Below are 24,158 nucleotides of genomic sequence, written 5' to 3' on the forward strand. Positions count from 1 at the left end.
AACACTAGGCCCGCCGCCTTTACGTTGGTAGTTAAACAGGTAAGGGGGCGGGCTGGGTGTCTTGAGTCTCTGGCTCACGCACTAAGCTTAATGCCTCATCAAATAGGCGCAATCCTGCGCCTTCTTTATGCGCATGTTCTGACAAATGGCGCCGAAACCGTCTTCCGCCTGGGCAACCTTGAAACAGACCCAGCAGGTGGCGAGTAATATGATTCAGCTTAGCGCCTTCATCCAAGCGCTGTTGGATATAAGGCCGAAACGCGTTTGCCGCATCCAAGCGGCTCGCTGCCGGGCCTTTCTCACCAAACAGCTGCTCATCAACACCGGCCAGTAGCCACGGGTTTTGATACGCCTCGCGGCCCACCATTACGCTATCCACAAGCGTTAGCTGCTCTTGGCACTCCGCCAGAGTTTTAATCCCGCCGTTAATGCCGATATGCAATTCAGGACGGCTCTGCTTTAAACGATGGACGCGCGGATAGTTAAGTGGCGGGACATCGCGGTTCTGTTTAGGCGACAAACCCTGCAGCCATGCCTTTCGCGCGTGAACGCTAAACACCTCGCAGCCTGCATCAGCGACAATCGCAATAAATCGCTCAAGGTCGGCGTCTTCATCCTGGTCATCAATGCCAATACGGCATTTCACCGTGACCGGAATAGACACCGCTGCCTGCATTGCCCGCACGGCATCGGCCACCTTTTCGGGGTAGCCCATCAAGCACGCGCCAATCATATTGTTCTGCACGCGATCGCTCGGGCAACCCACGTTCAGGTTCACCTCATCATAGCCCCACGCCTCGGCAATCGCCGCGCACTCCGCCAGCTCACCGGCATCGCTGCCGCCTAACTGCAGCGCCAGCGGATGCTCCACTTCGCTGTAGCCCAAAAAGCGCTCACGGGGCGTTCCGTGCAAAATCGCACCGGTCGTGACCATCTCGGTATACAGCAGCGCACGCTTGGTTAAGGTGCGTGCAAACGCTCTGTAATCGCGGGTAGTCCAATCCATCATCGGTGCAACCGAAAAAAGCCTACCCCGGTCTGCACTATTTTCTTTAATTAAATTAGTCATTTAGTGATTTCTGTGGCTGATGCCTTAAAATTCTGGTACGGCTAGGAAAGCTTTCTAACGAGTAGCGTTATTTATGCAGACATTGTACGTAAGAAAGTACACTCGGCACAGTGTAGGTGTCATCGTGCAGAACCTCAGAGGAATTGTGATCAGGCAAGTACCGTGTTATTTAGGCGATTTCTTAGACCCACCGTAGATAATGATTTGCATCAAATTGATCAGTAAAGCTATATATGGCAAGAGCGCGAGAAAACTATAGGATTAGTAGCCCCCTGAGGATTCAGGGGAGCTATGACTGGATTCAAATAGTTTACTCATCATCAGTCTTTGTTATCTGTGCTTCAGTTTCTTCTTCAGGATCTTTTTCAGATTGCTTTACGCGTGGAGCGGGAGCAACCCAGGCTTTCAAGTATTGGCCTGCATGGCGGTAAAAGTCAGGCACAATTTTTTCCAGATACTCAATGAAAACGCGATTACCTGAAAACTTTCCACCTAAGTCTAGTGAGGTGAATACTTCAAAGTAAATGGGTAGTGAACTTGTATTCTCAGCATCTAAAATAATCGGGTTTTTTCGGACTTCTTCTAGCGGCTTATCGATATTCATGGCTTGCCCTTTGCGGATAGCCCTAACTCTAACCACTGGCCCTTTTTCACTAGCCGGTAGCTGTCTAGTGAGCCAGTTAATTTTTGCTGAGCTGCTTTTCTTATCTCCAGGTGCTTCAAGCCGCATGCTGCATGTGATCGATTTACGCGCAATGTCGACGATTACAAGAAGGTCAGCCGCAGCATTAGGAATTGCAATGGTGCTGGTGAGAAGGTGCTCTGAAGCTAGCTTATCGCAGTCATCAGTAAGGCGCTGCTTAGGATCATTGCGGTGAGTTCTAGGAAGTTTAATTTCGACTTTTTCACCGACTAATGGCCACATTTGAAGGCAAAGCTCGCGTTGTTCCTGGTGCCAACTACTGATGGTTTTTAATACTTCATCAGAGCTTTTGTTAAGTTTGGAATTATTAAAGGCGCTTTGAACCACCGTTTTCCACTCAGCGTTCATGCTGGTAAAGCCGGCTTTACCACTATTTGGGTCTTCCAGATACTTCACCACTTCATGCAGAATGAACCGTTGATCTTGGCTTTCTATTTTGTCCTGGGTTAAGAGCAGCTGAGCCATCGTCACGATGTATGTCCATGACCAATGAAAAATCTCAACCGTGCGCAAGTTCTTTTTGGGTATGGGAACAGGATGATGGGTTGGTAATGCAACAAACTGGTTGGTAATGGTGATAACAGCATTAATGCCATGTTCTTTGGCTTGTTTGATATATTTTAGTAGCTGCTCTTCTCCAACGGTCTCGCTTCCTACTTTTGCTTCGATCAGGGCATGCCATTTTTTACGACCCGTATCTAGAACGACGAGACCGTCGGGCCTGTCGTCTGGTCCCTTTTTTTTGGCTGGAGTTTCGTCTTTAAAAACTACTTCGGTCCAGGCTTCAAGCTTGGTGCGGGCGCCAACACGCAAGTTGATTGATTGAAGCATCGCTTTGCGAAACTCATATACCGACATGAGTGCTGCCAACAGTATTGAGGTTGCTCGTTCCTCTTTTTTGCTATCAGCCAGAGTGGGGATTAAGCGGGCATATTTACCCTGTGATGTGTAATCAGGACGAGTTTCGCTCATGTGGACTCCTGGATTGTTTTTGGTTAATCAATCCACAAGAGCGAAATTTACTTTGATTGTCAATCAGAAGCTTTAAACGTGAAGGCCATCCCTTGGCGTATGCCGAAATAGCTCACGCCGTAAACACGGTGTAAACCATCTGCAGTGCCAGCCCCATCAGCAAAAAAGCGAATACTCGCTTGAGCAGCGCCACGGGCAGCTTGTGGGCGAGCTTTGCGCCGATCGGTGCCATGAGGATGCTGAAGGGTGCCATTAATAGAAAGGCGGGTAGGTAAACAAAGCCTAGCGTTGCGTCGGGTAGGCCTGAAACGCCCCAGCCATTGATGATGTAGCCAAGTGCGCCCGCCAGCGCGATGGGTAAACCTACGGCTGCCGAGGTGCCTATGGCGCGGGGAAGCGTGACGTTGCACCAGGTGAGGAAGGGGACCGTTAGCGAGCCGCCGCCGATAGCGACCAGCGCCGAAATGCCGCCGATGCCCAGGCCCACACCGCTGACGCCCACGGGGCTGGGCAGGCTGCGGCTGGGTTTAGGCTTAACGTTTATCAGCATTTGAATCGACATCAGTACCATAAAGCAGGCGAAAAAAATCGCCAGGCTGCGGGTGGGAATGAGTGCGGCAACAAAGGTTGCTAAAAAAGTACCCACTAATATGCCTGGGGTAATAAAACGCACGATATCCCAGCGAACCGCCTCGTGCCGATGGTGGGAAAGTAAGCTTGCGGTGGAAGCGGGAATAATCGCAGCCATAGCAGTGCCTAGCGCTAAGTGGGCAAGGTGCTCATGGGGCACGCCTTGAAGCACGAATAACGAGGTGAGAATCGGCACCATAATGCCGCCGCCTCCAATGCCTAATAAGCCTGCCATAAGGCCAACAAAACCGCCCAACGCCACATACGCCACCCACCAAATGATGTCCAAAGCTGCTGCTCCTGAAAGTGTCTTGTTAGCACGATAAGCACATTGTACCGGAAGTAGCGCGTGCCGCGGGTTCAAAAAGGCGTATTCCGCTGTGGCGGCCGCTATGCAGTGGTAAGCTGCAGGCTAGGTAACGTTTTGGGAGTTCGTATGGGCACTATAATAAATCGCGCTGGCGTATTGATCGTGGCTGCTGCGCTGCTGGCTGGCTGTGGAGAAACCGAGCCGCCGGCGAGTGAATCGGTGGCGACGGCGCAACCTGAGCAAGCTCCCCCGGAGTCGTCCGCGGTAGAAGAAGACGTTGCGCCGCTTATCGTCGAGTTATCCACACATGTAGCGCTGCGCACTGATCGGCGCTTAATGGTCGAGGGTGAAAGCAATTTGCCTGACGGTACTCAGGTGCGAATTATTGTCGAGCGTGAGATAAGTCGGGTGCGCTGGCAGGCACGAACTCAGATAGAAGGCGGGCTTTTTGCAGCGGGGCCATTTGGCTCAGGTAGTGGATTACCCGATGGTGGTTACGACGTGCGTGTTGAGGTTTCAGAAGGCAGCGTTCAACCCGTCGCGGTGCAGGCTATCATTGGCCACAATGGCCAGCACCTGGCGGGAGAGCTGGTAAGCCAATCCCGCCATGGGCTGGGCCAAGTGGCCACCTACTCACGGCGCTTTTTGGTAGGGAGTGAACCAAGACGCACGCGTGACCAGGTGGAAGTGCTAGAGAGTCCGGGGAGATAGACGCTTTAGGCAGAATGCCAATGGGCTAGCAATACTGCGTGGATGGCGGTATCGCTGGGGGCCTTGGCGAAGTGCTCGATCACGAAACGATCGTCGCGCTGTACAACGTAATGGCCCGCTTTGTGGAATACATGCGTTGGGCCAAGCAGCAGTAAATCACCAGGGGTGGCCGGTGAGAAGTCTGTGTCAGGGCCGGGTGTGGTCATGACGCAGGGTGCTTTCCAGTCGATCTTTAGCGGCAGATGGCTGGGGACTCTTATTTTCGTTGCTTGTACCTGTTCCCAGGGGAGGGGGCCGGTATGTGTCAACGTTAAAAGCTCAGGAGCACTATCACCTTCTAATAGCGTAGCCAGGGAGCAGTCAAGGGCGTCTGCGAGCGCAACTAAGCGTTCGTGACCGATCTGTTTGATCGCCCCGGATTCCCAATAAGAAATGGTGACATCTGACACGCCAACTTTGCGTGCAAGAGCTGCTTTGTTGAGCTTGGCCCGAAGCCGCAATTGCTTAATACGTGAGCCTAGCGATTCCATTTCATCTTCCTGTTGAATGAGCTAAATAAGCTCGTTGAGATCCATCCACTAAAACAGTGGCGCTATAACCAAGCGTTATATCCTAACTCAGTCTTGAGATACTCACTCAAGATTTTGCTGCAGTGCCATATTAATCGATAGAGTTTTAGCGCGCATTAAGGGACAAATAACGTTGAGTTCCTTCTATGACGCTTTTGAGCGCCAGATGTTCCCCGCGTGACGCTGTAGGTTGCGGCTAAGGTGGGTATAATATGGCCATGCTTATTTGCCAATAGGACGTTTTCATGACCGTACGTACTCGCATCGCACCTTCTCCCACCGGGGATCCCCACGTTGGTACGGCATACATCGCGCTTTTTAATCTATGCTTTGCGCGTCAGCATGGCGGCCAATTTATTTTACGTATTGAAGACACGGATCAAGTGCGTTCCACGCCCGAGTCGGAGCAGATGATTCTCGACTCCTTGCACTGGCTGGGCCTTGAATGGGACGAAGGTCCTGATGTCGGTGGTCCTCATGGTCCGTATCGGCAGAGCGAACGTGGCGAAATTTACGCGCAGCACGTTCAGCAGCTGTTAGACGCTGGGCATGCGTTTAAGTGCTATCGCACCAGTGAAGAGCTAGATGACCTGCGTGACGCCCGCAAAGCGGCGGGCATGCACTTGGCATTAAAAGCCACTGACTTAGCGCTTGATGAGAGTGAGCTTGCGCGCCGCCAGCAAGAGGACTGGCCTTTTGTGGTGCGTATGAACGTGCCTGCTGAAGGCGTTTGCGTCGTCAGTGACATGCTGCGTGGCCCTATTGAAGTGGACTGGGCCCAGGTCGATGCGCAGATACTGCTTAAATCAGATGGCATGCCGACCTATCATTTGGCTAACGTGGTCGACGACCATTTGATGGGTATTACGCACGTACTGCGCGGTGAGGAGTGGATTAATTCCGCACCTAAGCATCAGCTGCTGTATGAGTATTTTGGCTGGGAAATGCCCGTGCTGTGCCATATGCCGCTACTACGCAATCCTGACAAATCTAAGCTTTCTAAGCGCAAAAATCCTACGTCGATTAATTATTATCGCCGTATGGGCTTTTTGCCCCAGGCCGTTACCAATTATTTAGGCCGTATGGGATGGTCAATGCCTGACGAGCGTGAAAAATTCAGCTTGTCAGAAATGATTGCAGATTTCGATGTGACGCGTGTGTCGTTGGGTGGCCCGGTCTTTGATTTAGAAAAATTGACGTGGCTGAACGGTGTTTATATCCGTGAAGACCTGGATGACGATGCATTGTTGAAAGCGCTACGCGAATGGGCATTCAACGAGGCGTATGTGAAGCAAATATTGCCTCAGTTACGGCCTCGGGTCGAAACGCTTTCTGAGGTCATGCCGTTAGCCGGTCATTTCTTCGCGGGTCAGCCGGCGTTAACAAAGCACTCGTTCGATAGTGTGAAGCTAGATGAAGAAGATCTGGTCAAGCTGCTTCAGTTCCTTGTTTGGCGCTTTGAAGGCGTTTCAGCATGGAATAAAGAGGCGTTGCTTGACGAGGTGAAAACGCTGGCCGAGCATTTTGAATTGAAAATGAAGGTGTTCCTCGCGCCGGTATTTATTGCTATCACTGGCAGTACTTCAAGTACCTCAGTGATGGATGCGATGGCGATTCTCGGCTCTGACATGACTCGGGCACGCTTGCGGGGCGCCATTGACGTGCTAGGCGGTGTTTCGAAAAAACAGGCCAAGCGCTTTGAAAAAGAGTTTCGTGATATTGCGTAACAGTTCTATAAGAACAGCCCCGTAAGATAGTCATATCGAAAGCGTCTGTTTTTGTCACTGATGTTGTCAGAACTAAATAGACGTTTTCGCTGTTGACCGAGGTGGGCATAATCAGTATTATACGCTCCGTCTTCGCGACATGTGGGGCCTTAGCTCAGCTGGGAGAGCGCAACACTGGCAGTGTTGAGGTCAGCGGTTCGATCCCGCTAGGCTCCACCATTTTGTTTCGTGAATTCACGTAATATGTCCCATTCGTCTAGTGGTCTAGGACACCGCCCTTTCACGGCGGTAACAGGGGTTCGAACCCCCTATGGGACGCCATCACATCGCTATCCCCTGATCCCTGTTTATTTTTCTGGCAATGAGTCTTCTCATCTGCTGGTTTTTTGCATCCCTGCGATCCACAAAAAAGCTATAAATCGGTATTTTTTAGACGATTTTATGCTTGACTTGTCCACTTTTGCTTTTCCCTCATCAGGGTTGTGCACAACCTGTTGTTGTTAACGTAAAAAACTTTAACATAACTTTAAACTGTTAAAAAACAATGACTTATCGTAGGTCAAAAATTAACCAATTTAAGGCTGGCCCACTGTTCATGGCGATTTCGGGACGTTTTGTAGTGGTTGTGAACAGGGTTATCCACAGATAGTGTGGAAAACATTTTTCTGGATGCTGCGGTTTAAAAGTCAAGCGCTATTGATGCTTAAAAGCACCTTAATCGAGTGGCCCAATCGTCTAATGCCGCTGGCTGAAAAAGATGATGCGCTGCGCTGTTGAGGGAGCTTGATGGCCATTGCGTTAACGGGCGAAGGGCGAACTCTAAGAGACGATCGTGTTAAAGGCGTTGTAGCCGGTAGCGATGGTTCTGCACAGCCTGTGGTGAAAAGAAGGGCGTAAATAACGGGTGGTGATATTAGCTCATACGAAAAAGGCCACCCGTGGGTGACCTTTCGCGTTGCTATCAACCAAGAAGAGGTCGATTTATTTTGCCTGACTTATTTCGTTGGGTAGTCGCGTTGGTCATGGCCAATGTACAGCTGACGTGGGCGACCGATTTTGTAGCTTTCACTGAGCATTTCATTCCAGTGAGAGATCCAGCCAACGGTGCGGGATACCGCAAAAATCACGGTAAACATATTGGTCGGAATGCCCATTGCTTTCAAAATGATGCCGGAATAGAAGTCAACGTTCGGATACAGTTTGCGCTCAATGAAGTATTCATCTTCAAGGGCGATTTGTTCCAGGCGCTTGGCAATTTTGAGCTGCGGGTCGTCAGCCATACCTAGCTCGGCGAGTACCTCGTCACAGGTTTCTTTCATGACCTTGGCGCGCGGATCGAAGTTACGATAAACGCGGTGACCGAAGCCCATTAGCTTGAACGGGTCTTCTTTATCCTTGGCCTTATCAACAAAGCGCTGGATGTTCTCTTCGGAATCGTCACCAATTTCGTCAAGCATTGCCAGGACGGCTTCATTGGCGCCGCCGTGAGCGGGGCCCCACAGTGCCGCGATGCCGGCACTGATACAGGCGAACGGATTGGCGCCTGTTGAGCCCGCTAGGCGTACTGTCGAGGTAGAAGCGTTTTGCTCGTGATCCGCGTGTAGCATGAAGATGCGGTCCATGGCTTTCGCGTATACTGGATTGATTTTGTACTCTTCGCACGGGTTGCTGAACATCATGTAGAGGAAGTTCTCTGCATAGCTCAGGTCATTGCGCGGATAGTTGAACGGTTGGCCAACGTTATACTTGTGTGACATGGCCGCCAGCGTCGGCATTTTTGCAATCAGACGGATGGCGCTAATCTCACGGTCTTCTTGCTGAGTGATGTCCATGTGGTCATGGTAGAAAGCCGCTAAGCCGCCTACAACGCCACACAAAATAGACATCGGGTGCGCGTCACGGCGGAACCCTTTGAAGAAGTTATTGATCTGGTCATGAACCATGGTGTGATTGCGAATACGCGATTCAAAATCGGCGTACTGCTCTTCACTGGGCAGCTCACCGAACAGCAGAGTGTAGCTAAGCTCAACGAAATTTGATTCTTTGGCCAGTTGGTCAATGGGGTAGCCGCGGTGCAGCAATACGCCCTTGCCACCATCAATATAGGTAATGGCAGACTGGCAGGAAGAGGTGGCCATAAAGCCGGGGTCGTAGGTGAACAGGCCTTCAGCACCCAGCTCACGTACGTCGATGACGTCGGGGCCAAGTGTGCCGGAATACATGGGTAGCTCGATCGGTTTATCGATGCCGTCTACCGTCAGTGTCGCTTTCCTGTCAGCCATGCAGGCCTCCTTTCGTATTCGGGTTGGGACATAAAGTCATTGCTGCGCATACCGCGCCGGCGAAAAGGCCTGCCCACTATAGAAGTGTGCGACATTTTGTCAATTATCCGATGCGCTAGGCGTAAACTGTGCAGGTATTATTGTTGTGAATAGTTTTTGTATAAGATTCAAAAAAGCCTACAATATATGAAGGCGTCAAAAAGCGCGAAAAAATTACCATAGTACGTTAACAGGCTTATCAATCTGCTAATCTATGGACACTATAACCATGCTGCAGCGCAAAATCGACTCACTATAAACGGATTTTTTTCCACCAGAGTCGACTTAGGCCTGAGTTCGGTTTGTAAGCGAGGGCGAAGGTTCTTATAATCCACGGCGCGCGACCGGCAGGTAGGTGGTCGTGCCCGACTTGGCAACGGCCGAGCCCCTTCCAGCAACCACTGCCCGCTCGGGCCATGCCCGACCTGTCGCAGAGCGGGCCAAGAGAGTGTGTATAAAGCCGTGAATAGCAAACGACCCGTAAACCTAGATCTATCTACGATACATTTCCCACTACCGGCATTGACGTCGATCACACACCGCATCACGGGTGTCATCCTGTTCGTTGGCCTGATTTTCGCTTTTTGGGCGTTGGGCAAGTCATTGTCATCTCCGGCGGGTTTCGACGCCGTTAGCAATGCGTTAGCCAATAATTTCTTGGCTAAGTTCATTGCTTGGGGACTGTTATCCGCCTTGGCATTCCATTTTGTCGCCGGTATTAAACACCTGCTGATGGATGCCGATATTGGTGTGACCCTTGAAGGTGGCGTGAAAAAGGCCCAGATCACCATCGTGGTCAGTGCCGTTCTGATTATTTTGGCAGGAGTTTGGGTATGGTAACTAATATCACTAGCTTTGGCCGTAGTGGGCTTTCTGACTGGCTGATGCAGCGCGTATCCGCGGTGATTCTGGCTCTTTATACGGTCTTTATCGTCGGCTTCTTGCTGTTTAATCCGAACCTTGATTATTACGCATGGAGCGGCCTGTTCAACCAAACGTGGATGCGAATTTTCTCGCTACTGGCCTTTATCGCCATCGCGGCACATGCCTGGATCGGCCTGTGGACCGTAACCACTGACTATCTTAAGTCTACTTGCCTGCGCATGGGTGCCCAAGCTGTCATCATTTTGGGTATTTTTGTGTACTTGGTGTGGGGCATTCAAATTCTGTGGGGAGCTTGATACATGTCTAATCTGCGTAGCCTGACGTTTGACGCCATTATTATTGGTGGCGGTGGCTCTGGCCTGCGAGCCGCTCTGGAGCTTGCGAAGTCCGGCAAAAAGACGGCCGTGTTATCAAAAGTTTTCCCGACGCGCTCTCACACCGTTTCTGCTCAGGGCGGCATTACCTGCGCGATTGGGTCTGATGATCCGAACGATGATTGGCGCTGGCACATGTACGATACCGTTAAAGGCGGTGACTATATTGCTGACCAGGACGCGGCTGAGTATATGTGTTCTGAAGGCCCGAAGGCGGTATTCGAGCTTGAACACATGGGTCTGCCGTTCTCGCGCTTAGATAACGGCCGCATTTATCAGCGCCCGTTTGGTGGCCAGTCTAAAAACTTTGGTGAAGGCGGCCAGGCAGCACGTACCTGTGCCGCGGCTGACCGTACCGGCCATGCGCTGTTACATACCCTGTATCAGAACAACTTGAAGAACGACACTGTGTTCCTCAATGAGTGGTATGCGGTAGATTTGGTCAAAAATGCTGACGGTGACGTGGTTGGCTGCATCGCTATGTGCATCGAAACCGGTGAAGTGGTTCACGTTAAATCGAAAGCCACAGTACTGGCGACCGGTGGTGCGGGCCGTATTTACGCCTCCACGACCAATGCCTTGATCAATACGGGTGATGGCATTGGCATGGCAATGCGCGCCGGTTTCCCGATGCAAGACATGGAAATGTGGCAGTTCCATCCGACCGGCATTTACGGTGCGGGTACGCTGGTTACCGAAGGTTGCCGCGGTGAAGGTGGCTACCTGATCAATAAAGACGGCGAGCGCTTTATGGAGCGTTATGCGCCGAACGCCAAAGATTTGGCCGGCCGTGACGTTGTTGCCCGCTCTATGGTCATGGAAATTCTGGAAGGTCGTGGCTGCGGCGAGAAGGGCGATCACGTCTTCTTGAAGCTTGATCATCTGGGCGAAGACGTTCTTGGTAAGCGCCTGCCGGGTATCGTTGAGCTTTCTAAGACCTTTGCACATGTCGATCCTGCTACCGATCCGATCCCGGTCGTACCGACCTGCCACTACATGATGGGCGGTATTCCGACCAATATTCATGGCCAGGCGATTACACAAGACGAAAGCGGTAACGATCATATCGTTAACGGCCTATTCGCTTGTGGTGAAGCGGCGTGTGTATCTGTTCACGGTGCTAACCGTTTGGGTGGTAACTCACTGCTTGATTTAGTGGTCTTTGGTCGTGCCGCAGGCATGTTTATCGAAGGTGCGCTGAACGAAGGCATTGAGTATCTGGATGCTACCGATTCTGACGTTGAATCAGCCATGAAGCGTATTACGCGCTGGAATGAGTCGGAAGGTGGTGAAAGCATTCCTGAACTTAAGGCTGAGCTTCAGGAAATCATGCAGACCTCCTTCGGCGTATTCCGCGAAGAGAAAAACATGCTGGAAGGCGTTGAGAAGCTAGCGCTGCTGCGTGAGCGGATCGGCCAGGCGTATCTGCCTGATAAGTCTAATGCGTTCAACACCGCACGGGTTGAAGCGCTAGAACTTGATAACTTGATGGAAGTGGCAGAAGCGACGGCGATCGCTGCCCTTGAGCGTAAAGAAAGCCGTGGCGCCCACTCGCGCTATGACTATCCTGACCGTGATGATGTCAACTGGCTGAAACACTCGCTCTACTTCCCGCTGACCAAGCAGATGAAGCAGCGTGACGTTAACTTCAAGCCGAAAACTGTTGATACGTTCGAACCTAAGGTTCGTACCTACTAAACGCCGCATTGACGAGAGGGAGTCACTATGTCCAATCTTCAGGTATCCGTATACCGCTATAATCCGGAAACCGACTCCGCACCTTACATGCAGGAGTTTCAGGTCGATACCAAAGGCCGCGATGTAATGGTGCTGGATGTTCTTCATCTAATGAAGGAGCAAGACAGCGGTCTGGCGTTTCGTCGCAGCTGCCGTGAAGGCGTTTGCGGTTCAGACGGCATGAACATGAACGGCAAAAACGGCCTGGCGTGTATCACGCCGCTGTCAGACGTTGTGAAAAACAACAAGCTGACCCTGCGCCCGCTGCCTGGCTTGCCGGTTATTCGCGACATGGTCGTTGATATGGGCTTGTTCTATAAGCAGTACGAGCGTATTCAGCCCTACCTGCAAAACGATACGCCTGCGCCGGCTATTGAGCGTCTTCAGTCTCCGGAAGAGCGCGAAAAGCTAGACGGCCTGTATGAGTGTATTTTGTGTGCATGCTGTTCTACGTCGTGCCCGTCGTTTTGGTGGAACCCTGAGAAGTTTGTGGGGCCTGCGGGTCTGCTACAGTCATACCGCTTTTTGGCCGATTCTCGTGATACGGCCACTAGTGAGCGTCTAAGCAATCTGGAAGATCCTTTCTCGGTTTTCCGGTGCCGTGGCATCATGAACTGTGTGGCGGTATGTCCAAAAGGCCTGAATCCTACTCGTGCGATCGGTAAAATCCGCGAAATGCTACTCGCCGATGCTACCTAAGCGTATGACATTTGAGTAAAAAAGTGAGCGCCGCTTAAGTTGAGCAACAATGCCACTTAAATCATGGGGCTTCGCTTGTTATCATAGGGTTCGTCACGTAGTGCGGCGTCACGCCGCACTGCTGACCAGGCAAGTTTGAAAGCCGGTGCCTTGAGTACCGGCTTTCGAGCATGAACTGAAGATTAAAAGCCGTATGAACCGTTAGGTGATGAATTGCTAGACGACGAATTGCTTGATGAAGAATTGCTTGATGAAGAATTGCTTGATGAGAAATCGTTAGATGAATAGGGTTTCCGGCCGCTGGCCGGCGCCGCCGGTAAATGTATCGCCCCGCCGGCAGGGCAACAGCGATGTCGCCGCACGCTTGCGACGATACCGATACCACCCCATCAGTGCAGGGTGACCGAGAGATGCAACAAGGCATAATGGAGTTGATGTGGCGTTCCTCTCACGTTAGTGGCGGCAATGTTCACTACGTGGAAGCGCTTTACGAGCAGTACCTCGCAGATCCTGAGTCTGTCCTTGACGAATGGCGCAGCTATTTTGATCAGCTGCCTCGTCCCGAGGGCGGCGCCTCCCACGATGTCCCACTAAGCCCAGTACGTGATCAGTTCTACCAGCTAGGGCGTGAAAATCGCCCGGGCCGCGTAGTCGCCGCTGCCGATAGCGGAGAGAATAAAAAGCAGGTGAAAGTCCTGCAGCTGATTAACGCCTACCGCTTTCGTGGCCATCAAAAGGCCAATATCGACCCGCTAGGACTGCGTAATCCCACCCCCGTACCGGATCTCGATCTGTCGTTTCATCAGCTTTCAAAAGCTGATTTGGACACCGAGTTCCAAACCGGTTCTTTCTTCTTAGGCATCGACAAAGCACCGCTGCGCGATATCGTGGATGCGTTGGAGCGTACGTATTGCCGCTCCATCGGCTGCGAGATCATGCACATTGTCGATACAGAAGAAAAACGCTGGTTGCAGCGGCGTTTTGAGTCGGTTCGCAGTGCGCCCGAATTCAGCGCTGACGTGCGCAAGCACGTTCTGGAGCGCTTGACGGCGGCTGAAGGCTTGGAGAATTACCTGGCATCCAAATATCCAGGTACCAAGCGTTTCGGCCTTGAGGGCGGTGAAGCGTTTGTGCCCATGATGGATGAACTCATCCAGCGTGCCGGGGGTTATGGCACCAAGGAAGTGGTCATCGGTATGGCACACCGCGGGCGACTTAACCTGTTGGTCAATATTTTGGGCAAAAACCCAGCTGATTTGATCGATGAGTTTGATGGTAAAAAAGTCATCGAGCGTGGCTCAGGTGACGTTAAGTACCATCAGGGCTTTAGTTCTAACGTCATGTCTCCGGGTGGCGAAGTTCACTTGGCCATGTCGTTTAATCCATCGCACCTAGAAATCGTGGCGCCGGTGGTAGAAGGTTCGGTTCGCGCTCGTCAAGATCGCCGCAAAGATGAAGATGGCAGTAAAGTACTGCCTATCAACGTCCATGGTGATGCTTCTTTTGCTGGTCAGGGCGTGGTGATGGAGACATTCCAGATGTCCCAAACCCGTGCTTATAAGACCGGCGGTACCGTCCACGTTGTGATTAATAACCAAGTGGGCTTTACCACGTCACATCCGCTGGATGCACGCTCTACCGAATACTGCACTGATATTGCCAAGATGGTTCAAGCGCCTATTTTTCATGTTAATGGCGATGACCCGGATGCAGTGCTGCACGCAACACAGGTCGCTCTCGACTATCGCCAGCAGTTCAAAAAGGACGTGGTGATCGATCTGGTTTGTTACCGCCGTCGCGGTCACAACGAAGCTGACGAGCCATCCGGCACGCAGCCAATGATGTATGCAAAAATTAAAGGTCATCCGTCTGCACGCACGCTGTATGCCAAGCGCCTGGTTGATCAGGGCGTGCTGTCAGAAGAGTCCGCCAAAGCAATGGTGGAAACGTATCGCAGTGATTTAGTTGCCGGCAACCACGTTGCCAATGCGCTAGTGCAAGAACCCAATGCTTCGCTGTTTGTTGACTGGGCACCTTACCTGGGCCACGAGTGGTCGGGCGATGCAGACACCACCTTCGATATGAAGCGTCTGCAGCAGCTAGCCGCACGCATGTGTGAAGTTCCAGACGGTGTCGAAGTTCAGCGTCAGGTCGCTAAGATTTATGAAGATCGGCGCAAGATGCAGGCCGGTGGGCTGGCGCTTAACTGGGGGTTTGCAGAAACGCTCGCTTACGCCACGCTGTTAGAGCAAGGTCATCCGATTCGTATTACTGGGCAGGACGTAGGACGCGGTACTTTCTCCCATCGCCATGCGGTGGTGCACAATCAGAAAGACGGCTCGACCTATGTTCCGCTGCAGAATATGACCGACGGGCAGCCGTGTTTCACCATTCATGACTCTTTCCTTTCTGAAGAAGCGGTGCTGGCATTTGAGTATGGTTACTCAACGACCGCGCCGAATGATCTGGTGATCTGGGAAGCACAGTTTGGTGACTTCTTTAACGGTGCCCAGGTGGTGGTGGACCAGTTCATCTCCTCAGGTGAGACGAAGTGGGGCCGGGTGTGTGGTTTAACCATGCTGTTACCCCATGGCTATGAAGGTCAGGGCCCGGAGCATTCCTCCGCACGCTTAGAGCGTTTCCTGCAGATGTGCGCCGAGCAAAATATGCAGGTATGTGTGCCGACGACTCCCGCACAGATTTATCATTTGCTGCGTCGTCAGGTAATTCGCCCGCTGCGTAAGCCTCTTGTGGTGATGACACCTAAATCGCTGCTGCGTCATAAAGAAGCGATTTCGAGCCTTGAAGATCTTGCCCACGGTAAGTTCCACATGGTGCTTGCCGATCAAGCAGAGCTTGCGCCAGAAAAGGTTAAACGTGTTGTGCTGTGCGCTGGCAAGGTTTATTACGACCTGGCCGCTTCGCGCGCTGAGAATGAGCGTGAGGACACGGCGATTCTACGCCTTGAGCAGCTCTATCCCTTCCCGAAAGAAGAACTTCTGGAAGCGCTTAAGGACTATACCAACGTAGAAGACATTGTGTGGTGTCAGGAAGAGCCGCTGAACCAAGGCGCCTGGTACTCTAGTCAGCACAACATACGTGCAGTGGCCGATATGCTGAAAGATGGCTTCGGGCGCGATTTGAAATTCGCAGGACGTCCTGCCTCTGCTGCTCCGGCAGCCGGCTATATGTCCGTCCATACTGAACAGCAGCGCCAGCTGGTGGAAGACGCTTTTAACCTATAAGCGGCCACTGGATTTAGAGAACACATAAGGGAAACGACATGGCTACTGAGATCAAAGCGCCAACCTTTCCGGAATCCGTTGCCGAAGGCACAGTGGCGGCGTGGCATAAAAAGCCGGGTGACAGCGTTGAACGTGACGAGCTGATTGTTGAAATTGAAACCGACAAAGTGGTGCTGGAAGTCGTTGCACCGGAAGCGGGTACCCTGACAGACGTGATGGCCGAAGAGGGCGAGACCGTTTCTTCAGAGCAGCTGCTAGGCAAAATCGGTGAAGCCAGTGCCTCTGGCGATAGCGCTGAGAAAGAAGAGAAATCTTCTGACGAGCCGAAAGCCGAGGCGTCTGACAAGCAAGACGAAAAGAAAGAAGCTAAGCCGGAAGAGAAAAAGCCTAGCGGCGGTAAGCAGCACGATGTCAAAGCTCCCAGCTTCCCTGAGTCTATTCAGGAAGGCACCGTGGCAACATGGCACAAAAAAGTCGGCGAAGCGGTGAAGCGCGATGAAGTGCTGGCCGACATCGAAACCGACAAAGTAGTGCTGGAAGTCGTTGCACCGGCAGACGGCGCCCTGGCTGAAATCAAAGCCGAAGAGGGTAGCCAAGTAGAATCCGAAGCGATTCTGGCCGTGTTTACTGAAGGTGCTGGCGGCGATAGCAGCGGTGCTGATGAAGCGCCTGCTAAAGCAGACAGCAGTAGCGATGATGATGGCGCCGATGAGAAAGTGGGCGATAAAATCCTTGCTCCGTCTGCCCGTAAAATGGTTGCTGAGCACGACCTGGATGTCGCCAAGATCGAGGGCACCGGTAAAGGTGGCCGTATCTTGAAAGAAGACGTTCAGAAAGCAGTCAAAGACGGCTCTGCCAAGAAAGCTGCTAAGGCTGCTGCACCGGCGAAAGCGGCCGCTGCACCGGTGGCTGAAGGTGATCGCGTTGAGAAACGTGTACCCATGAGCCGCCTGCGCCAAACCATCGCTAAGCGGTTGGTTCAGGCACAGCAAACGGCAGCGATGCTGACGACGTACAACGAAGTGGACATGACCGAGATCATGGCCCTGCGTGCCCAGTACAAAGAAACCTTCCAAAAAGCTCACGATATTAAACTGGGCTTTATGGGCTTCTTTGTAAAAGCGGCCTCTGAAGCGCTCAAGCGCTACCCAGACGTTAACGCTTCTATCGACGGTACCGACATCGTTTATCACGGCTACCAAGATATCGGCGTCGCGGTATCCACCCCTCGTGGGCTTGTCGTGCCGGTGCTGCGTGATACCGACAGCATGAAAATTGCTGACGTTGAGCGCACCATCGTCGACTTCGGTAAGCGTGCTCGTGACGGCAAGCTGGGCATGGACGACATGATCGGTGGCACCTTTACGATCACCAATGGCGGCACTTTTGGCTCATTGATGTCGACGCCGATCATCAATCCGCCGCAAACCGCCATTCTGGGAATGCACAAAATCCAGGATCGTCCGATGGCAGTTAACGGTAAGGTCGAGATTCGCCCGATGATGTATCTGGCGCTCTCTTACGACCACCGTATGATCGACGGCAAAGACGCTGTCCAGTTCTTGGTTACCCTTAAAGAATTGCTGGAAGATCCTGCACGTCTGCTGCTGGATGTCTAAATAAGCATCGGCATATGACGCTAATGCATCTTCCAGGATTTATCTGCAATCGCACACAGCCTTCCACCCCAGAGGGTGGAAGGCCAGCAAGCTAAAGGAGCCAACATGGCTGATAAGTTTGATGTGATCGTTATCGGTGCCGGCCCTGGCGGTTACGTGGCCGCTATTCGCGCAGCACAGATGGGCCTGAAAGCGGCCTGTGTCGAAAAATGGATCGGTAAAGAAGGCAACGTTGTTCACGGCGGCACCTGTTTGAACGTTGGCTGTATTCCGTCTAAAGCACTGCTTGAAGCCTCGCATAAGTTCGCCGAAGCGAAGCACGATTTCGACGACATGGGTATTCAGGCGAGTGACGTCACGATGGACGTTGCCAAGATGATTGCGCGCAAGGACAAGATCGTTAAGAACTTGACCGGCGGCATCTCTGGCCTTTTCAAAGCCAACGGTGTAACGGCTCTTGAAGGCACCGCTAAAGTGATTTCTGGTAAGCAGGTCGAAGTCACCGATGCTGAGGGCAATACCTCTACTTACGACGCCGATAACATCGTTATTGCCGCAGGCTCTGTGCCGGTTGAAATTCCGCCGACGCCGTTGACTGAAGGCCTGATTGTTGATTCTACCGGCGCGTTGGAATTCACTGAAACACCTAAGCGTCTAGGCGTTATCGGTGCTGGCATTATTGGTCTTGAGCTGGGCAGCGTATGGAACCGTTTAGGTTCTGAAGTGACCGTGCTTGAGGCGATGGACTCTTTCTTACCAATGGTGGATGCCACCGTTGCCAAAGAAACTCAGAAGCTGCTCAAGAAGCAGGGCCTGGATATTAAGCTTGGTGCGCGCGTGACCGGCTCTGACGTCAAAGGCGAAGAAATCGTTGTGACATACAGCGATGCCAACGGCGAGCAGGAAATGACGTTTGATAAGCTCATCGTTTGCGTTGGTCGTCGTCCGTACACCAAAGGCGTCATTGCTGATGGCGTAAGCATTGAGCTGGACGAGCGTGGCTTTATCTTTGTCGATGATCAGTGCCGTACTAATGTGCCGGGCGTTTACGCCATCGGTGACTGCGTACGTGGCCCGATGCTGGCACACAAAGCGTCTGAAGAAGGCATCATGGTCGCTGATATTATCGCGGGCCATAAAGCCGAGATGAACTACGACACTATTCCTAGCGTCATCTATACCTATCCGGAAGTCGCGTGGGTCGGTATCACTGAACAAGATGCCAAAGCGAAAGGTATCGAAGTCAAAACCGGCACCTTCCCGTTCGCGGCCAGCGGTCGTGCGATGGCTAATAACGCCACCGAAGGTAGCGCTAAGATCATCGCTGATGCAGAAACCGACCGTATTCTCGGCATGCACATTGTGGGTCAGCACGCCGGTGAAATGATTGCCCAGGGCGTAATTGCGATGGAATTCGGCTCTAGCGCTGAAGACTTGGCCCTCACCTGCTATGCACACCCGACGATGTCGGAAGCCGTGCACGAAGCAGCACTTGCGGTAGATGGCCACGCGATCCATATGGCCAATCGTAAGAAGCGTAAATAATTCAGTAAGCAACAACGAAGCGCCACCTCTGGGTGGCGCAACACTTTCGGCTTTGTCGTCATACGCAAAGATCGAAAGAACGGGGATGACCAGTTTGATAGAAACTGATCATCGTTCGAGTCACATGCAACCAATGGCATGAATCGATGAATCTTCACGAGTATCAAGGTAAACAGCTGTTTGCCGACTATGGTCTACCAGTGTCTAAAGGCTTTGCTGTCGACACCCCCGAAGAAGCGGAAGAAGCTTGCAAAAAAATCGGCGGAGACATGTGGGTTGTTAAAGCCCAGGTTCACGCTGGTGGCCGCGGTAAAGCAGGCGGCGTTAAGCTGATCAAAGATCCGGCTGAAGCTAAAGCATTCGCTGAAAAATGGTTAGGCAAGAACTTAGTAACCTTCCAAACTGACGAAAAAGGTCAGCCGGTTGCCAAGATTCTAGTTGAAACCTGCACCGATATCGCCGATGAGCTGTACCTCGGCGCTGTTGTTGATCGTACTACCCGTCGCGTTGTCTTCATGGCTTCTACCGAAGGTGGTGTAGAGATCGAGACAGTTGCAGAAGAAACGCCGGAAAAAATTCTTAAAGCAGAAATCGATCCGCTGGTCGGCGCACAGCCGTACCAAGCGCGTGAACTAGCGTTTGCACTGGGCCTGAAAGGCGACCAGATCAAACAGTTCACCAAGATTTTCCTAGGTTTGTCGCAGTTGTTCCACGACAAAGACCTGGCGCTGTTGGAAATTAACCCGCTGGTTGTCACTGAAGAAGGCAATCTGCACTGCCTCGATGCCAAACTGGGCCTCGACAGCAATGCGCTGTACCGCCACCCAGACCTGCAAGCTATGCGCGATCCGTCTCAAGAAGACCAGCGCGAAGCCGATGCGGCGAAGTGGGAGCTTAACTATGTAGCGCTTGATGGCAACATCGGCTGCATGGTAAATGGCGCAGGCCTGGCCATGGGTACGATGGATATTGTTAACCTGAGCGGCGGCAAGCCAGCAAACTTCTTGGACGTCGGCGGCGGCGCAACCAAGGAGCGCGTAGCTGAAGCGTTCAAAATCATCCTGTCTGACGACAATGTTAAAGCCGTACTGGTTAACATCTTCGGCGGTATCGTACGTTGCGACATGATTGCTGAAGGCATTATCGGTGCCGTTGAGCAAGTCGGTGTCAATGTGCCGGTTGTCGTACGTCTAGAAGGTAACAACGCCGAGCTGGGTGCTGAAAAATTAGCGTCTAGCGGTCTGAATATCATCGCGGCTACCAGTCTGACCGACGCGGCTCAGCAGGTCGTTAAAGCGGCGGAGGGCAAGTAATGAGCATCCTGATCGATAAGAACACCAAGGTCATCTGCCAGGGCTTCACCGGTGGCCAGGGCACGTTCCACTCCGAGCAGGCGATTGCCTACGGTACGCAAATGGTCGGTGGTGTTACGCCGGGCAAAGGCGGCCAAACGCACCTCGGTCTGCCCGTTTTTAACACCGTTAAAGAAGCGGTAGAGAAAACCGGTGCGGAAGCCAGCGTTATCTACGTGCCGGCGCCGTTCTGTAAAGACTCAATCCTTGAAGCGGCGAATGCCGGTATCAAGCTGATTGTGTGCATCACTGAAGGCATCGCTACGCTAGATATGCTCGAAGCAAAAGTTAAATGCGACGAGCTGGGCGTACGTCTGATCGGCCCTAACTGCCCGGGTGTTATTACACCGGGTGAATGCAAAATCGGCATCATGCCGGGGCATATTCATCAGCCAGGCCGCGTCGGCATCGTATCGCGTTCAGGTACCTTGACCTATGAAGCCGTTAAGCAGACAACTGATCACGGTTTTGGTCAGTCTACCTGTGTTGGTATCGGCGGCGACCCGATTCCGGGTTCTAACTTCATCGACATCCTTGAGATGTTCGAGAAAGACCCGAAAACCGAAGCCATCGTTATGATCGGTGAAATCGGCGGTACGGCGGAAGAAGAAGCGGCGGCTTACATCAAAGACCACGTTTCTAAGCCTGTGGTTTCTTACATTGCCGGTGTTACTGCACCTCCTGGCAAGCGTATGGGCCATGCGGGCGCAATCATCTCTGGCGGTAAAGGCACCGCTGACGAGAAGTTTGCGGCCCTTGAAGACGCCGGTGTTAAAACCGTGCGCTCTTTGGCTGACATTGGCGATGCGCTAAAAGAAGTTACTGGCTGGTAAGCCATTGACGTTTAGCTGCACGCTGTAAAGGCGCCCTTCGGGGCGCCTTTATTCGTTAGCGGATAAGGTTATTGTTCAGAATAACGACTGAGCAGACGGTAGCCATACACAACGAATAGCGGTGCACCTGCTGCTAGGTAAAGGTGATAGCTGACTAACCGCCACACCAGCACCGCTGCTGCGGCCTGTTCGCGTCCCATCAATGGCAATAATAGGCTGCCCACGCCCACTTCAGCGGCACCCGCGCCACCGGGCAAAAAGCTCAGCTGGCTGGCCGCCATCGAGAGCATTTGGGTTAAGAATGTCCACATCCAATCCGCATGCCCACCAACCCCCAGCACCGCTAAATACAGTAAGCTATAGCGCATTAGCCAATGGATCGTCGTTAGCAGCAGCATGGCCAGTAGCGTAACGCGCGGCAGAGAAAGCGTTACCTTCAACGCATGTCGGCAGCGTAATAAACGGCGTGTTAGCCAGCGGCGCCGGTAGCGGCTTGGCCACGGCGTTGCTAAGCGTTTTGTTCGCAATAAGTACGGCAAATAGCGCATGATCAAACTGATCAGGGCTGCCATGAAGGCTAAGCCAGCCAACGCCCACTGCACTAGCGATTGATGCGGCCACTGGGTATCGGTGACCAGCGAAAAAAGCACCAGCCCACTCAGCATGGCGAGAAAAAACACTAGGTCGCAGCCCTGATCAATCAGAAACACCGCCGTGCCTTTGGCCGGTGGAAAGCCGCGCCTAGCCAGTAGCAATAGCAGCGTCACAGGCCCGCCACTGCCTCCTGGCGTGGCGCACAGCGCAAATTTAGACGCCAGTTCAATACCCAGCGCGCTGCGTTGGCCGAGTCTGCCTGCACGGCCGCCCAGCATTAACCGTAGCCTCACTGCATTAATGTTCCAGCACATAAAGGCCATCGCCAGCATCAGTGCTAATAAGCCCAAGGGGAAATGCCTGACACGCTGCAGCGCCTCAGTGCCGCCCAGCCATGTGGTGAGCACTAACGGCGCAATCAGCGCTAACGCAATCATCACGCCATGGAGCGGCCGCCACTGCAGCAGCCGACGATTAGCGGTGTTGGGGGAGAGCATAGGGCTGGCTGCCGTGACAAAGGAGGCGGTAGTGCTCAAGCAGTGAGTGCATGACGCCGTCCCAATTGAAGTGGCGCTCTACATGCCTGCGCGCGTGATGTCCGCTGGCCGCAACGTCATTGCTGAACAGCGCAACGCAGGCTTCCGCCATCGCCGCAGGGTCTAGCGGGCGGCATAAAATGCCGGCCCCCAGCGGCACGTTTTCTGCGAGCGCGCCCGCTCTGGCCGCGACCACCGGAATTCCGCTCGCCATGGCTTCCTGGGCAATTAAACCGAAGGTCTCCCGTGTGCCGGCATGTAGCAGAGCATCGCTACTGGCCAATGCTTTTGCCACCTCATGCACGCCGCAGCAGCGGTTCACAATGGTGACATTGCTGGCAGCGTGATGGGGCATGCCAGGCCCCATTAGCAGCAAATGATAATCGCCACCTAGCTGGCGCATAGTTGAAAGCAAGATATCGATATTTTTCTCGCGGGAGTTTCGCCCCACGAAGATCAGCAGCTTTTTATCGGGAGGTATGCCCAGCGTTTGGCGAAACGTCGCGTCACGCTGTTGAGGGTTAAAGCGTGCTAAATCGACGCCCAGCGGCTGTACCCTAACGTTGTCGACACCCCAGTCGCGTAAACGATTAGCCATCGCGTTGCAGGGCGCCAGTACGCTATCAAACTGGCGGTAAAGATTGGTGACGTAGCGAATTAGGCGCTTTTCAACGTGGCGTCCAAAGCGATCGCCCATCAAGCGCGGTAGGTCTGAGTGATAAAAGCCTACCACCGGCACGCCAAGTTGTTGGCCTGCGGCAAGCGCCGCCCACGCCGTCACGTAAGGATCACCGGCTTCAATAAGGTCTGGCTGTAGGTCAATCAGGGTGTCTCGCCATGCTCTCCCGCGTAGCGGGAAACGGTAGCCCTGGCCCAGCGGTAAATGTAATGCCGGCAGCGTGTGATGATCGCCAAGGCTATCGCGCTCTGCCCCCGGCACCAGCAGGCTAGTGCGCAGCTGAGGCAGGTGTGAAAACACGCGATGTTTGGCCTGTAAGTAAGTGCGTACACCGCCACTGGCGGGTGCATAAAACATCGTTACGTCTGCGATGTGCAAACTAACCTCCAAAACCTAGCCGTGTCATCGTTTCACCATAAGGGAGAAATAAGTCAGTTCGGCGACAGCGAGCGTGAGCGTCTTGGATTATTAGCGCTGGACTCCTGTTTAAATAAGGCTATGATAAATACCATCCATATGGATGGTATGGGGATGTTTTTTTATTATTGGGTGTCGCTCCGATGCAGGGGGGCGTGTCATTGTTTTCACCTTTATAAAGCAATAAGGAATGGGCCATGAGCGTGCATGAATTTCGCCGTAAAAGCGCAGACTCGAGCGAGAAGATCACCATTAATCTGGGGGTTGTCGATCTGGGGCAGATCGACTTGCTCGTTCAGGAGGGGTTCTATTCCAACCGGACCGATCTAATTCGTACCGCCATCCGCAACCAGCTGGCAACGCATGCCGATGTTGTTAAGGAGACCGTCTCCCGCAAGGCATTCGTGCTAGGCCTGGAGCATTACAGCCGTATTGATCTGGAAGCCCTGCAGTCGGCGGGCGAGACGCTGCAGATTCAGGTACTGGGCATGGTAAGTATTGCCGACGATGTGACGCCTGAGCTTGCCCGCGACACGATTGAATCGGTGGTAGTGCTTGGCGCCCTGCATGCAAGCGCCGCGGTCAAGGCCGCTTTGGCGGATCGCATCTACTAATCTCTGTATGAATCAAT

19 protein-coding genes and 2 tRNA genes are annotated in these 24,158 nt (G+C 52.8%); 14 read left to right on the forward strand and 7 right to left on the reverse strand.

Annotation, left to right across the window (positions count from 1 at the left end; genetic code table 11):
- Positions 1–31: 31 nt before the first annotated feature.
- The 3 genes from dusA to KUO20_RS04525 form a co-directional block, all read right to left on the reverse strand.
- Positions 32–1,069, reverse strand: coding sequence for a tRNA dihydrouridine(20/20a) synthase DusA (dusA, locus tag KUO20_RS04515; RefSeq protein ID WP_235041714.1), 1,038 nt, complete (start codon positions 1,067–1,069; stop codon positions 32–34).
- A gap of 310 nt (positions 1,070–1,379) precedes the next feature.
- On the reverse strand, positions 1,380–2,744 hold the full coding sequence (locus KUO20_RS04520) for a hypothetical protein (protein ID WP_235041715.1): 1,365 nt from the start codon (positions 2,742–2,744) through the stop codon (positions 1,380–1,382).
- 112 nt (positions 2,745–2,856) lie between these two features.
- Entirely contained in the window at positions 2,857–3,663 is an 807-nt protein-coding gene (locus KUO20_RS04525) for a sulfite exporter TauE/SafE family protein (RefSeq protein ID WP_235041716.1), read from the reverse strand.
- Between the two features lie 147 nt (positions 3,664–3,810).
- Here KUO20_RS04525 and KUO20_RS04530 point away from each other — a divergent pair, with 147 nt between their 5' ends.
- Positions 3,811–4,395, forward strand: a complete 585-nt coding sequence (locus tag KUO20_RS04530; protein WP_235041717.1) for a hypothetical protein — start codon at positions 3,811–3,813, stop codon at positions 4,393–4,395.
- A 5-nt stretch (positions 4,396–4,400) separates the two neighbouring features.
- Here the strand turns inward: KUO20_RS04530 and KUO20_RS04535 are convergent, their stop codons facing one another.
- Entirely contained in the window at positions 4,401–4,925 is a 525-nt protein-coding gene (locus KUO20_RS04535) for a helix-turn-helix domain-containing protein (RefSeq protein ID WP_235041718.1), read from the reverse strand.
- Between the two features lie 284 nt (positions 4,926–5,209).
- Between KUO20_RS04535 and gltX the strand changes: the two genes are divergently transcribed.
- The 3 genes from gltX to KUO20_RS04550 all read left to right on the forward strand — a co-directional run bounded on the left by gltX (position 5,210) and on the right by KUO20_RS04550 (position 7,012).
- Positions 5,210–6,691, forward strand: a complete 1,482-nt coding sequence (gltX, locus tag KUO20_RS04540) for a glutamate--tRNA ligase (RefSeq protein ID WP_235041719.1) — start codon at positions 5,210–5,212, stop codon at positions 6,689–6,691.
- Positions 6,692–6,834: 143 nt separating this feature from the next.
- A tRNA-Ala gene (locus tag KUO20_RS04545) sits at positions 6,835–6,910 on the forward strand.
- A 26-nt stretch (positions 6,911–6,936) separates the two neighbouring features.
- A tRNA-Glu gene (locus KUO20_RS04550) sits at positions 6,937–7,012 on the forward strand.
- A 674-nt stretch (positions 7,013–7,686) separates the two neighbouring features.
- Here the strand turns inward: KUO20_RS04550 and gltA are convergent.
- On the reverse strand, positions 7,687–8,973 hold the full coding sequence (gltA, locus tag KUO20_RS04555) for a citrate synthase (protein ID WP_235041720.1): 1,287 nt from the start codon (positions 8,971–8,973) through the stop codon (positions 7,687–7,689).
- 501 nt (positions 8,974–9,474) lie between these two features.
- Here gltA and sdhC point away from each other — a divergent pair.
- From sdhC to sucD, 9 genes are all read left to right on the forward strand, one after another.
- Positions 9,475–9,852, forward strand: coding sequence for a succinate dehydrogenase, cytochrome b556 subunit (gene sdhC / locus KUO20_RS04560; protein ID WP_235042418.1), 378 nt, complete (start codon positions 9,475–9,477; stop codon positions 9,850–9,852).
- Entirely contained in the window at positions 9,846–10,193 is a 348-nt protein-coding gene (gene sdhD / locus KUO20_RS04565; protein ID WP_096281448.1) for a succinate dehydrogenase, hydrophobic membrane anchor protein, read from the forward strand. The genes sdhC and sdhD overlap by 7 nt, the downstream gene beginning before the upstream one ends.
- Positions 10,194–10,196: 3 nt before the next feature.
- Complete coding sequence (gene sdhA, locus KUO20_RS04570; RefSeq protein WP_235041721.1) at positions 10,197–11,969, forward strand: succinate dehydrogenase flavoprotein subunit; 1,773 nt, start codon at positions 10,197–10,199, stop codon at positions 11,967–11,969.
- A 27-nt stretch (positions 11,970–11,996) separates the two neighbouring features.
- Entirely contained in the window at positions 11,997–12,707 is a 711-nt protein-coding gene (locus KUO20_RS04575; RefSeq protein WP_235041722.1) for a succinate dehydrogenase iron-sulfur subunit, read from the forward strand.
- 410 nt (positions 12,708–13,117) lie between these two features.
- Positions 13,118–15,952, forward strand: coding sequence for a 2-oxoglutarate dehydrogenase E1 component (locus KUO20_RS04580; RefSeq protein ID WP_235042419.1), 2,835 nt, complete (start codon positions 13,118–13,120; stop codon positions 15,950–15,952).
- 38 nt (positions 15,953–15,990) lie between these two features.
- Positions 15,991–17,571, forward strand: a complete 1,581-nt coding sequence (odhB, locus tag KUO20_RS04585; RefSeq protein WP_235041723.1) for a 2-oxoglutarate dehydrogenase complex dihydrolipoyllysine-residue succinyltransferase — start codon at positions 15,991–15,993, stop codon at positions 17,569–17,571.
- A 105-nt stretch (positions 17,572–17,676) separates the two neighbouring features.
- A complete protein-coding gene (gene lpdA / locus KUO20_RS04590; RefSeq protein WP_235041724.1) occupies positions 17,677–19,116 on the forward strand; it encodes a dihydrolipoyl dehydrogenase in 1,440 nt (479 codons plus the stop codon).
- A gap of 146 nt (positions 19,117–19,262) precedes the next feature.
- Positions 19,263–20,429, forward strand: a complete 1,167-nt coding sequence (gene sucC, locus KUO20_RS04595; RefSeq protein WP_008958560.1) for an ADP-forming succinate--CoA ligase subunit beta — start codon at positions 19,263–19,265, stop codon at positions 20,427–20,429.
- Complete coding sequence (sucD, locus tag KUO20_RS04600; RefSeq protein ID WP_235041725.1) at positions 20,429–21,301, forward strand: succinate--CoA ligase subunit alpha; 873 nt, start codon at positions 20,429–20,431, stop codon at positions 21,299–21,301. Before sucC ends, sucD begins: the two co-directional genes overlap by 1 nt.
- Positions 21,302–21,369: 68 nt before the next feature.
- On the opposite strand, the gene KUO20_RS04605 is transcribed toward sucD, so the two are convergent.
- The gene (locus KUO20_RS04605; RefSeq protein ID WP_235041726.1) at positions 21,370–22,392 is read right to left on the reverse strand and encodes a glucosaminyl phosphatidylglycerol flippase; all 1,023 of its coding nucleotides are present in this window, start codon (positions 22,390–22,392) and stop codon (positions 21,370–21,372) included.
- Entirely contained in the window at positions 22,370–23,488 is a 1,119-nt protein-coding gene (locus KUO20_RS04610) for an N-acetylglucosaminyl phosphatidylglycerol synthase (RefSeq protein WP_235041727.1), read from the reverse strand. The genes KUO20_RS04605 and KUO20_RS04610 overlap by 23 nt, the downstream gene beginning before the upstream one ends.
- Before the next feature lie 236 nt (positions 23,489–23,724).
- Here KUO20_RS04610 and KUO20_RS04615 point away from each other — a divergent pair, with 236 nt between their 5' ends.
- Entirely contained in the window at positions 23,725–24,141 is a 417-nt protein-coding gene (locus KUO20_RS04615; protein WP_235041728.1) for a CopG family transcriptional regulator, read from the forward strand.
- Positions 24,142–24,158 lie beyond the last annotated feature (17 nt).

Origin of the sequence: Vreelandella profundi (genome assembly GCF_019722725.1) — a bacterium.
GTDB classification, from domain to species: Bacteria; Pseudomonadota; Gammaproteobacteria; order Pseudomonadales; family Halomonadaceae; genus Vreelandella; species Vreelandella profundi.